The organism is Vibrio sp. 10N.222.52.C3, from assembly GCF_041474195.1.
In the GTDB taxonomy this organism is placed as follows: domain Bacteria; phylum Pseudomonadota; class Gammaproteobacteria; order Enterobacterales; family Vibrionaceae; genus Vibrio; species Vibrio crassostreae_C.
This window is the reverse complement of record NZ_JBFRTQ010000027.1, coordinates 51,328-62,939: the sequence shown is the minus strand read 5'-3', so window position 1 is coordinate 62,939 and position 11,612 is coordinate 51,328. Positions and strand designations below refer to the sequence as shown.

Annotated in this window: 8 protein-coding genes; 3 read left to right on the top strand and 5 right to left on the bottom strand. The window is 43.4% G+C overall.

Annotated features, from left to right (window positions below; genetic code table 11):
• Window positions 1–87: 87 nt before the first annotated feature.
• A complete protein-coding gene (gene clpA / locus AB4517_RS04560; RefSeq protein WP_017062108.1) occupies window positions 88–2,361 on the bottom strand; it encodes an ATP-dependent Clp protease ATP-binding subunit ClpA in 2,274 nt (757 codons plus the stop codon).
• 39 nt (window positions 2,362–2,400) lie between these two features.
• Window positions 2,401–2,721, bottom strand: coding sequence for an ATP-dependent Clp protease adapter ClpS (clpS, locus tag AB4517_RS04555; protein ID WP_004737430.1), 321 nt, complete (start codon window positions 2,719–2,721; stop codon window positions 2,401–2,403).
• Window positions 2,722–3,306: 585 nt separating this feature from the next.
• On the opposite strand from clpS, the gene cspD reads away from it, so the two are divergent.
• On the top strand, window positions 3,307–3,528 hold the full coding sequence (gene cspD, locus AB4517_RS04550; protein WP_004736548.1) for a cold shock domain-containing protein CspD: 222 nt from the start codon (window positions 3,307–3,309) through the stop codon (window positions 3,526–3,528).
• Between the two features lie 327 nt (window positions 3,529–3,855).
• Here the strand turns inward: cspD and AB4517_RS04545 are convergent, their stop codons facing one another.
• Window positions 3,856–6,081 (bottom strand): NADP-dependent isocitrate dehydrogenase, encoded by a 2,226-nt coding sequence (locus AB4517_RS04545; RefSeq protein WP_104216126.1) that lies wholly within the window; start codon window positions 6,079–6,081, stop codon window positions 3,856–3,858.
• A 321-nt stretch (window positions 6,082–6,402) separates the two neighbouring features.
• On the opposite strand from AB4517_RS04545, the gene AB4517_RS04540 reads away from it, so the two are divergent.
• Window positions 6,403–7,131 (top strand): pseudouridine synthase, encoded by a 729-nt coding sequence (locus AB4517_RS04540; protein WP_136973574.1) that lies wholly within the window; start codon window positions 6,403–6,405, stop codon window positions 7,129–7,131.
• Window positions 7,132–7,189: 58 nt separating this feature from the next.
• On the opposite strand, the gene AB4517_RS04535 is transcribed toward AB4517_RS04540, so the two are convergent.
• Together AB4517_RS04535 and AB4517_RS04530 are read right to left on the bottom strand one after the other, a co-directional pair.
• On the bottom strand, window positions 7,190–7,837 hold the full coding sequence (locus AB4517_RS04535) for a DUF2057 family protein (protein ID WP_372147963.1): 648 nt from the start codon (window positions 7,835–7,837) through the stop codon (window positions 7,190–7,192).
• A 74-nt stretch (window positions 7,838–7,911) separates the two neighbouring features.
• The gene (locus AB4517_RS04530; protein WP_104216125.1) at window positions 7,912–8,931 is read right to left on the bottom strand and encodes a porin; all 1,020 of its coding nucleotides are present in this window, start codon (window positions 8,929–8,931) and stop codon (window positions 7,912–7,914) included.
• Between the two features lie 513 nt (window positions 8,932–9,444).
• Between AB4517_RS04530 and dinG the strand changes: the two genes are divergently transcribed.
• The gene (gene dinG / locus AB4517_RS04525; RefSeq protein ID WP_372147961.1) at window positions 9,445–11,520 is read left to right on the top strand and encodes an ATP-dependent DNA helicase DinG; all 2,076 of its coding nucleotides are present in this window, start codon (window positions 9,445–9,447) and stop codon (window positions 11,518–11,520) included.
• Window positions 11,521–11,612 lie beyond the last annotated feature (92 nt).

The following is an 11,612-nucleotide window of genomic DNA, read 5'->3' as shown; positions in this document are numbered from 1 at the left end:
TCGCATCTCGCATCTCGCAAGCATAAAAAAACGCACAACCTAAGTCATGCGTTTTATATTTAAGCCTTTGATTTATCAATCACTTCGTTAGTGCATGACCTCTTCTTTAGCACCAACATAGATGAAATCCAATTCGTCTTTTTTCAGGGATACTTTAACCGTACCGCCATCAACCAAGCTACCGAACAGTAACTCGTTAGCAAGTGGTTTCTTAAGCTTCTCTTGAATCACACGTCCCATTGGACGAGCACCCATGGTCTTGTCATAGCCTTTATCAGCTAACCAGTGACGAGCATCCTCAGAAACCTCTAAAGACACGCCACGAGCGTCCAGTTGAACCTGAAGCTCGACAATGAACTTATCAACTACTTGGCTAATCACACTTGGGTCAAGGCTGTTGAACCAAATGATATTATCAAGACGGTTACGGAACTCAGGAGTAAATACCTTCTTGATTTCGCCCATCGCATCTGGCGCATGATCTTGTTGGATCAGGCCGATCGATTTCTTCTCGGTTTCAGCCACACCTGCGTTGGTCGTCATCACTAGAATCACATTGCGGAAGTCCGCTTTGCGACCATTGTTGTCAGTTAGCGTGCCGTTATCCATTACCTGCAGTAGCAAGTTAAAGATATCTGGGTGAGCTTTCTCGATTTCATCCAGTAACACAACAGAGTGCGGGTTCTTGATTACGGCATCCGTTAGCAAACCACCTTGGTCGTAACCAACATAACCAGGAGGCGCACCAATCAAGCGGCTCACTGAGTGTCGCTCACCGTACTCAGACATATCAAAGCGCAGAAGCTCAATACCCATCAACTTAGACAGCTGAACAGTCACCTCTGTTTTACCGACACCAGTAGGACCAGCAAACAAGAATGAACCAACAGGTTTATTGTCTGCACCCAATCCAGCACGGGTCAGCTTAATCGCTTCACTCAATACATCGATTGCAGGGTCTTGTCCGAATACCAACATTTTCATGCGCTCATCCAGTTTCTGGAGTGTATCTTTGTCTGAAGACGATACTGACTTTTCAGGAATACGCGCCATTTTCGCAACCATTGACTCAATATCAGCCACGCTTACCGTTTTCTTACGACGGCTTGCAGGTGCCAAACGACTACGAGCGCCCGCTTCATCGATTACGTCAATGGCCTTATCAGGAAGGTGGCGTTCATTAATGTATTTAGCTGACAGTTCCACAGCGGCACGCAACGCTTTGTTGGTGTAGCGCACTTCGTGGTGAGCTTCGTATTTTGGCTTCAAGCCAATCAGGATCTTGGTCGTATCGTCTAGCGATGGTTCAATAATATCTATTTTCTGGAAGCGACGAGCTAAAGCACGCTCCTTCTCAAAAATACTGCTGTACTCTTGGTACGTTGTTGAACCGATGCAACGTAATTTGCCACTGCTTAGTAGTGGTTTAATTAAGTTTGCCGCATCAACCTGACCACCCGATGCAGCCCCGGCACCGATAATGGTGTGGATCTCATCGATGAACAGAATCGCGTCTTCTTCTTTCTCCAGTTGCTTAAGAATCGCTTTAAAACGTTTCTCAAAGTCACCACGATATTTGGTTCCGGCTAACAGTGAACCGATATCTAGAGAATAAATTACGCTGCTCTGAATGATTTCAGGCACTTGTCCTTCAACGATGCGCCATGCAAGACCTTCCGCGATGGCAGTTTTACCTACCCCCGCTTCACCCACTAACAGAGGGTTGTTCTTACGACGACGACACAGAACTTGGATAGTGCGTTCTAGCTCTTTGTCACGACCGATTAGTGGGTCAATATTGCCCTGCTTTGCGACTTCGTTAAGGTTAGTAGCAAAATTTTCTAAACGGTCTTCAGAGTTAGCTTCTTCAGCATTTTCTGCACCACCAAATGAATCGGATGATGAAGGACTGTCGCCTTCGTTGCTCGCTTTGGTAATACCGTGTGAGATGAAGTTAACAATATCTAAGCGACTAATGTCGTTTTTCTTAAGAAGATATGCCGCGTGAGATTCTTGCTCACTAAAAATAGCCACAAGTACGTTAGCACCTGTTACTTCGCTGCGACCTGAAGATTGAACATGAAAAACAGCGCGTTGAAGTACTCGTTGGAAGCTCAACGTAGGCTGAGTTTCGCGAGTTTCGTCGCTTTCAGGGATAAGTGGGGTCGTTTGATCGATAAAAATATCGAGCTCATTGCGAAGAGCATCGAGATCAGCCTGACAAGCTTGGAGCGCTTCCTTGGCCGCATCATTTTCTAATAATGCTAGTAGGAGGTGTTCGACAGTCATGAATTCATGTCGCTTGTCTCGCGCACGAGCAAATGCGCCATTTAAACTCGTCTCTAATTCTTTATTTAGCATAAGTACCTCCTAAGGGAACAACAGTGTTGTTCGAGCAATTTATACTTGCTCCATTGTACATAGTAGCGGATGCTCATTTTCCTTTGAGTACATCGTGACCTGCGCTACCTTTGTTTCCGCTATTTCAGCACTGTATGTGCCGCATATAGCTTTACCTTCATAATGAACCTTGAGCATCACTTCCGTTGCTTTTTCGATATCTAGTGAGAAGAATCGCTCTAGGATCTCGATTACAAAGTCCATGGGCGTGTAGTCATCGTTATTCAACACAACGTTATACATCGCCGGTGGCTTTACTTTTGTTGCTTCTTTCTCCAGTAAATCTGAGCCTGGAGATGCCCATTCAAAGTTTCTGCTCATATCGCTTTGCTAAGGGTTATTTTTCGGAAGTCGTGAGTGTTTACCTAACTCAAATTTACCACATTCACGCTTTACGGTGTACTAAGAAACTGCACCGAAAAACAGTACCAAAAAATATTCCTCTATACTGAGCCTAATCCACCATTTCCATCGCTGCAAATAAAAGATCTCGATTAACAGGATTAACATATGTGATTGATTAAAAAGACGCCATAACTATTGATACTAACGATAAGATCACCGCTAAGTTACTATTTAGTTAATAGTTTGCAGTTAATCTCGAATGTGATTTGTTATTAAAATTGATCACTTTTATACCAATTTGCTATTGACTGTGCTCAATCATTAGCTACATTGGAGCTAAAAGGTTTTTTAATACATTTTTGCAACATGATTTAAAATCAGTAACACGCTTCAAAAATTAACAACAAGGAATAATTACGCAGGGTAGCGTTAATTTCCGTTAGCAATGTACGAGGTTCAAGATATTAGCTGAAATTCTTTAGCTGGTAGGAATGATATCAATCGCACTTACAACAATTGATATAACAACGTTAGTAACAAAATGCATGAGGGATGTATAGCATGGCTACAGGTACAGTAAAATGGTTTAACAATGCCAAAGGGTTTGGCTTTATTTGTCCAGAAGGTGAAGACGGCGATATTTTCGCGCACTACTCCACAATACAAATGGAAGGTTATCGAACCTTAAAGGCTGGTCAGCAGGTCGACTATGAAGTAGAAAGTGGACCTAAAGGCTCGCATGCTAGCTCCGTTGTTCCTGTAGAAGGCAGCGCCGCAAAATAGGCGAATGCAAACTCATGTTAACCTCCATCAGTCGTCATTAACGGCTGACAGGTAAACAGAATATTGAAACCGCTCATTTAATACCTGTAACACAGGATTACGTGAGCGGTTTTTTTCGTTTTGGGGGCTCTAAAGTTGCTCACTGGACAATGAGCTCGAAGAGCTACTCCCCTTAAGCTAGGTCTTAAGAAGTATTAGACAGAAAAAAGACGCTTTAACATTATCGTTAAAGCGTCTTTCGTTTTGACTTTATCTATAACTTAGCTATCAGCCTAAGCAACTCGTTAGCAAATCACGTTCATGAGTGACTAACGATGAGTCCAATCACTATGCATCAATAAACGCGTTTAGCGTTGAGCTTGGGCGCATTAGTGTTGAAACCAATACATCGTCAAGTAGGTAGTAACCACCTAAGTCGCCAGCCACACCTTGAGCGTTGTTCAGCTCTGCAACGATCGCTTCTTCACTTTCAGCCAGTTGACTTGCCACACCTGCAAACTCAGCAGCAAGATCAGCGTCAGCCGTTTGCTCAGCAAGCGCCTTAGCCCAGTATGCCGCTAGATAGTAGTGGCTACCACGGTTATCAAGCTCACCTACTCGACGTGAAGGAGACTTGTTGTTATCAAGGAACTCACCCGTCGCTTTATCAAGCGCATCAGCTAGAACTTGTGCTTTAGCGTTACCTGTTACTACGCTCAGGTGCTCTAGAGATGCCGCTAGTGCCAAGAATTCACCTAGAGAATCCCAACGCAGGTGGTTTTCTTTCTCTACTTGTTGAACATGTTTAGGAGCAGAGCCGCCAGCACCTGTTTCAAACAGACCACCACCGTTCATTAGTGGAACAATCGATAGCATCTTAGCTGATGTACCAAGCTCTAAAATCGGGAACAAGTCAGTTAGGTAATCACGTAATACGTTACCAGTAACCGAAATAGTATCTAGGCCTTCTTTGATACGAACCAGTGAGTATTGAGTCGCTTCAAGTGGAGCAAGGATCTTAATTTCAAGACCATCGGTATCGTATTCAGGAAGGTATGCTTCAACTTTCTTGATAAGCTGAGCATCATGTGCGCGTGACGCATCTAGCCAAAATACCGCTGGAACACCCGATGCACGAGCACGCGTTACCGCAAGCTTAACCCAGTCTTGGATTGGTGCATCTTTAACCTGACACATACGGAAGATATCGCCTTCCTCTACGTCTTGCTCAAGAAGCACAGCGCCTGAAGCGTCAACAACTTGAACCTGACCAGCAGCTTCAAGGATGAAAGTCTTATCATGAGAACCGTACTCTTCCGCTTTTTGAGCCATCAAGCCAACGTTTGGTACGCTACCCATCGTTGTTGGATCGAACGCGCCGTTCTCTTTACAGAAATCAATAACCGCTTGGTAAATGCTCGCGTAGCTACGATCTGGGATCATTGCTTTGGTATCTTTTTGCTTACCTTCTGGATCCCACATTTGACCAGAAGAACGCAGCATTGCAGGCATAGATGCATCCACAATGATATCGCTTGGTACGTGTAGGTTAGTAATGCCACGGTCCGAATCAACCATCGCTAGTGGTGGCTGAGTCTCGTATACCGCTTGCAGGTCAGCTTCGATTGCTTCTTTCTGCTCTTGAGGAAGCGCATCAATCTTCGCGTAGACATCACCGATGCCGTTATTTACATCAACGCCTAGCTCTTCAAACAGCTGACCGTGTTTAGCAAATACATCTTTGTAGTAAACCTTAACCGCGTGACCAAAGATCACTGGGTCAGATACTTTCATCATCGTCGCTTTCAAGTGAAGAGAAAGCAGTACACCTTGCTCTTTAGCCGATGCGATTTCTTTTTCGAAGAATGCAACCAAAGCGGCCTTATTCATCACTGACGCATCAATGATCTCTTTATCTTGCAGTGCAAAAGCTGGCTTCAATGTTTTCTTCGCACCATCTTTGCCAACGAATTCAATGCTAACTTCTGTAGCACCTTCAATGGTTACTGACTTTTCGCTACCGAAGAAGTCTTTGTCGTCCATACTTGAAACGTGCGACTTAGAATCTGCAGACCAAGCACCCATTGAGTGTGGGTTCTTCTTCGCGTAGTTTTTAACAGAAAGTGGAGCGCGGCGATCCGAGTTACCTTCACGCAATACTGGATTTACTGCACTGCCTTTGATTTTGTCGTAAGTCGCTTTTACTGCTTTCTCTTCGTCAGTGTTTGCTTCTTCTGGGTAATTAGGAAGTGCGTAACCTTTTGACTGTAGCTCTTTGATTGTTGCTTGAAGCTGAGGTACAGATGCAGAGATGTTTGGAAGCTTGATAATGTTTGCTTCTGGTGTCTTAGCCAATTCACCTAGTTCTGCTAATGCATCACCAATACGTTGCTCTTCGTTCAAATAGTCAGGGAAGTTGGCAATAATACGCCCTGCAAGTGAAATGTCGCGAGTATCAACGTTAATACCAGAAGAAGCTGTAAAAGATTGAATGATAGGCAGCAGAGAGTATGTTGCTAGCGCCGGAGCTTCGTCTGTAATGGTATAGATGATCGTTGGTTTTTCAGTAGGCATGAAATTTCCCTATAGTTCTTACAAGCTCATTTAAAGTAGTGAGCGTGTTATAAATTGACCAGCAAGCCACTCTAAGAGTGAAAACTGCTTACTCGATAGTCGTACTCTATCTTATTTTTCATACAATCTTGATGACAGCATGAACCAAATCCGTGAGTGCGTTGTTATAATAAAACACGAAGGTATAATTAAACAAATCAGGCTTAAGAGTCCATCAACTTGTTCTATTTTGTGTCTTTTAGGCGCGCAAATGATAGCTCAATTCCGTTTCAGTGAAAACTTTTCAGCACACTTCGTTTACATTTTTGCAAGGTAGTTAACATGTCTACTCGCTCACGCAGCGCATCTCGTTCAGACAAACCGGCTCGTTCTGGTGCAACATTAAAACAAAGCGGTAATAGACAAAGCCGAAGCAGTGATAAGAATAACACTGGCAATTCGCACAACAAATCTCACTCAAGCAAGCACCGATATAAAGGCAAGCCTACCAATGCAAAACCTAAGGTTGCGCTCGAAGATCGCAAAGTAATTCTGTTCAACAAGCCTTTCGATACTCTAAGCCAATTTACAGATGGCGAAGGGAGAAAAACGCTAGCGGACTTTATTCCAGTGAAAGACGTTTATGCTGCAGGTCGCCTTGACCGCGACAGCGAAGGGTTAATGGTCTTGACCAACGATGGTATTTTTCAAGCTAAGCTAACTCAACCAAACTCAAAATCCCCAAAGACTTACTGGGTACAGGTTGAAGGCGCACCTTCTGAGGAAGATTTAGATAAATTGAGAAAAGGTGTCGAACTAAAAGACGGCATGACACTGCCCGCTCAGGTTGAGGTGATGTCTGAACCTGTTGTGTGGGATAGAAATCCTCCAGTACGCTTCAGAGCCGCGATACCGACAACATGGTTGGCTATTACAATCATTGAAGGACGTAACCGTCAGGTAAGACGAATGACAGCCAATATCGGCTTCCCTACCCTGCGTCTTATCCGTTACTCAATGGGTAATATGAATGTGGGGCAGCTGCAGCCTGGTGAGTGGAAAGAGATTTAACTCATAGCAATATATTAAAGCGAGATTTACGTCTCGCTTTTTTGTACGTGAAGATTGATTACTTTTGGTCAATTAACCATTTTTGGAATGCTTTACGCTCTTCTTCATTTGCTCTTGAATACCATAGCTTAAGTTGAAGCGTATTTTCAGACTCTTGCACAGTACTGTCGCCAGCTACCGTTGCTCCAACTACTGCACCAGTTTGTACCGCCGCTAGCTCTTCTTTCAACGAACGAATCTTGCCTGAATCAAAAACTAAGCCTCTTTCTTGGTTGTAGTCTTTAACCAACTGAGGGATATCGCTGTAAGGCAGTGCACCTTGAGATGGAGGCAAAACTTCTTGCACGACTTCTGCATCATCACCGTTTACAGAGATACTGAATATAGGAAGTTCTCTGTCTACATTTTTTTCGATTTTAGCGAACTTTCTACTTAGAAGATCAATATCAACATCAGCATTTTCGGGAACATTAACTACCATAATGTAAGGAACTGTACTGATAAACTCGCGTTTGCCTTTATCGCTCAAATACCCTGTGTAATCTAAAACGAGTTGGTTTTCACCTGAGGTGAATACAGCGTCTTCCACACTTTCAACAACCTCACCGTTCAAAGTATTTAGCGAAATACCAGAAGCCAAATCAAGAGCAGCCGTTGCGTATGGTGCAGAGAATAGACAGACAAAACTCAAATACCACTTGTTCATGTACGATTCCTTAATCAATAAATGTAAAAAAGCCAGCTAATAGCTGGCTTTTGTATAGCATAGTTAACTACAGATTAGAATGTGTAGTAAACACCAGCGATAACGCCGTCAGCATCTAGAGTTTGTGATGCGTATTCGAAATCAGCAGTTTGGTATTCAGCTAGGAATAGGATGTTGTCACGGAATGCGTAATCAACACCAACAACTAGGTTAGTAGAGTCGATATCAGAGATCTTAGAAGTACCCGCTGCTGTAGCGATTTCGTCAGTTGTTGCTACAGAGTATGTAGCGTATAGACGAACAGCGTCGATTTGGTAAGCAGCTGCGATACCCATAGTTTCACCGTTGCCGTAAGAATCAGCAGCGATGTCAGATAGGTCCCAGTAACCGTAACCTTGGTTGCCTTCAAACTGTGCGTAAGTAAGCGCTAAGTAAAAACCACCAAATTCAGCAGAAGCAGAAACACCAGCAAGAGAGTAATCTACGTCTTTAGCAGCGTCACCAGTGATGTAAGAAGCACCGATAGAGAAGTTGCTGAATGCGTAATCTGCAGAGATACCGTAAGTGTTGTCAACGTCTTCAGTAGAATCAGTGTTAACGTCAGCTACGATTGTGAAACCTTCAACGAATTGACCTTTGAATACAGCGCCGTGGCCAGAAGACTCGCGGTGGTGACCACCAGTAGAGCCCATGTAGTTACCTTCGTTTGTGATATCATCTTTCTGGATAGCGTCAGCAGATTCTGCTAGGTCGCCAGTTTCACCGAAAGCCATACCCCAAGTGTCAGTTTTAAAACCAGCTAGAACGTCATCGAACTTAGCGTTGCTGCCGTCAGTTTCGATTTCGAAAGATGCGAATGCTGTGAACTGGTCGTTAAGCTTCTGCTCAGCGTCTAGTTGAATTTTAGCCCAAGTAGAAACGTCAGCTTCGTTTTTAGTTGTTTCAGTTAGGTTTTTGTCTACTTCAGATTGAGATAGGTAGATATCTACCTCGCCTTTTAGGCCAACTTTAGTATCGTCGTTAGAGTAAATTTCTGCTGCGTTTACAGAAGTTGCTGTAGCTGCGATAGCTAGCGCTAATAGAGTCTTTTTCATAATAAATCCACTGCCTTTTCTAAGAATGGGAGATCCTTGCCCGGTTCCCTTTTATTTTTATGACTGGTCATTACCACTCTTTGTTGGTTAATCACCGTCACTAAATTTCGAGGTCTAGATTGCAAAAGATTATCCTGCGTGTCAAATAAACTAAAAACAAACCTAAAAAAAACACAAAGCAATCAAAATCAACTACTTACATTTTTTTTCATAGTTTTACGAGCAGCTTATCCTTAGTTTTACCAGGAAATATAATAATCCAAAAAAAGAACAAAACAGCATTTAACACCACAAACAACTTGTAAAAACGCCACATCTCAGGATTTAACACCTACAAGCAAGTCTTTTTTAATATTTATATTTCGCAACATAAATAAAATAGTTAAGTTCCTGATGGTTCAGTTTTTTTTTGTGAACAAGATCTACCTTTGATTCAAAAGCAAGCTATTTCACCGTAAATGTACCGACTAGTGATATGTGCTACTATCCTCGCTCCGTTACGTAGGTCACAGTATGCTAACTACTAAAATTCAAAAATCTATTCGCACCAGTTATCAAAACCTCCAAGATAAGTTGGACAACTTTGTACCTCGACGTGCTCAAAATTACCTTGTTGCAGAAATAGCGAAGACACTTTGTGGTCAATACCACAAAAGTAATCGCATGATTGTTGCAGAAGCGGGAACCGGGATCGGGAAATCACTGGCTTATTTAATGGCAACTATTCCTGTCGCTGTGCTCAATAACCGAAAAATAGTCATATCAACGGCGACGGTTGCGCTACAAGAACAGCTCGTCAATAAAGATCTCCCTCTATATAGAAGACTGACTGATCGAGAGTTTTCTTTCATATTAGCGAAGGGCAGACAGCGTTATTGTTGTTCCGAAAAGCTAGCCGCTGCCTGCGGGGTTGATGGCGGACAAATGGCCATGTTCGAATCTAAGCCAAAGAAGAAGGATATCGACCAACTTCAAACCATGTATCGTAGCCTAACCCAAGGTAAATGGGATGGTGACCGTGATTCGTGGCCAAAACCCATCGACAACATGATTTGGCAGATGATTGTCAGCGATAAGCACAGCTGTAACAACAGTATGCCTACGCATAGAGACTGCCCTTTCCAGAAAGCTCGCTCAGAGCTAGATAAAGCAGACGTGATTATCGCCAATCACAGTTTAGTGATGGCTGATGCAGACTTAGGCGGCGGCGTGATACTGCCTGAACCAGAAAATAGCATCTATATATTCGATGAAGCTCACCATTTACCGCATGTAGCCAGAGATCACTCTTCTGCGGCTGCGAGCTTAAAAGGCGCAGCATCGTGGTTGGAGCGTTTGAATCAATCAATCACTAAGCTTTCAGGCCTCGCTGACGAGAAACGTGTCCATCGATTTCGAAATGAGCTGCAAGACTCAGTGCAACAGCTGATCCCTACCCTGACTCAAATGAGTAAACAGTTTGACGCTAACCACTTTGAAGACGGCTTGTATCGCTTCGAACATGGCGACTTACCTGAGTGGCTTGAGAATGAATCAAAAGACCTCAAGCAACTCACACAAAAGGCGAGCCAAGCAGTTGCGAAGATTGCAGACCTGATTGCGGAACGAGTTAAAGACGGCGAGCTTTCAGCAAAGCTTGCAGAGCCGGCACTGGCAGAAATTGGCTTCTATATACAAAGAACAGAGAACCTTGCTCAAGTTTGGCGCTTAATGGCTGAACCGAAGAGAGAAAAAGGTGCTCCTTTGGCTCGTTGGCTCGAACTGAATAAAGAAAGCGAAGGCGATTTCGTTGTGAATGTTTCGCCACTAGAGGTAGGTTGGCAACTGGATCAACAAATCTGGAGCCGCTGTGTGGGTGCCGTATTAGTATCTGCGACCATGAGGGCGCTCAACTCTTTCAGCTTTTTCTGTCATCAAGCCGGTATCAGCCAAAAAGCAGAAGATGGCGTACAGTTTTTGGCTTTGGCATCACCGTTTGATTACCAGAATCAAGCTGAGCTGATCGTTCCGGCAATGAAGTACGAACCACAAGCACCTCAGTTTACCGAATATCTTATTGAAATTTTGCCTAAGGTAATAGAAGACAAAAAAGCCAATCTCGTTCTATTCTCTTCTTACTGGCAAATGAACAAAGTTGCAGAGGCTTTAACAACAGATTTCGTTAAAAAGTCGTGGGCATTGCAGGTTCAAGGCGATACTTCACGAACTGAAATTCTAAAAAAACATAAAAAGCTAATAGACCAAGGTAAAACCAGCGTTCTTTTTGGAACTGGCAGCTTTTCTGAAGGTCTTGATCTACCGGGTGAGCTTCTTGAAAACCTCGTTATTACCAAGATTCCTTTTGGTGTTCCTACCTCTCCCGTAGAGCAAGCACATTCAGAATATATTGAATCACGCGGTGGTAACCCTTTTATGCAGATTACTGTTCCAGATGCGAGTAAAAAGCTTATTCAATCTGTGGGTAGACTACTGCGTAAGGAAAGAGATTCTGGTAAAGTCACGATCCTTGATAGGCGCATAGTAACGAAGCGATACGGAAAGTCCCTACTCGATTCACTACCGCCTTTTAAAAGAACAATAAAATACTAATATCCCCTGCCCTTGAGGTAGTTATGGGCCTTCATCGCTAGGCCCTTGCATTCACAACCCAACATGACTAATCCATAGATTTTTCATGTGGC

Coding starts and splice junctions, on each gene's coding strand:
- AB4517_RS04530 (WP_104216125.1), bottom strand. CDS start 8,931: ATGAAAAAGACTCTATTAGCGCTAGCTATCGCAGCTACAGCAACTTCT.
- cspD (WP_004736548.1), top strand. CDS start 3,307: ATGGCTACAGGTACAGTAAAATGGTTTAACAATGCCAAAGGGTTTGGC.
- AB4517_RS04545 (WP_104216126.1), bottom strand. CDS start 6,081: ATGCCTACTGAAAAACCAACGATCATCTATACCATTACAGACGAAGCT.
- AB4517_RS04535 (WP_372147963.1), bottom strand. CDS start 7,837: ATGAACAAGTGGTATTTGAGTTTTGTCTGTCTATTCTCTGCACCATAC.
- dinG (WP_372147961.1), top strand. CDS start 9,445: ATGCTAACTACTAAAATTCAAAAATCTATTCGCACCAGTTATCAAAAC.
- clpA (WP_017062108.1), bottom strand. CDS start 2,361: ATGCTAAATAAAGAATTAGAGACGAGTTTAAATGGCGCATTTGCTCGT.
- AB4517_RS04540 (WP_136973574.1), top strand. CDS start 6,403: ATGTCTACTCGCTCACGCAGCGCATCTCGTTCAGACAAACCGGCTCGT.
- clpS (WP_004737430.1), bottom strand. CDS start 2,721: ATGAGCAGAAACTTTGAATGGGCATCTCCAGGCTCAGATTTACTGGAG.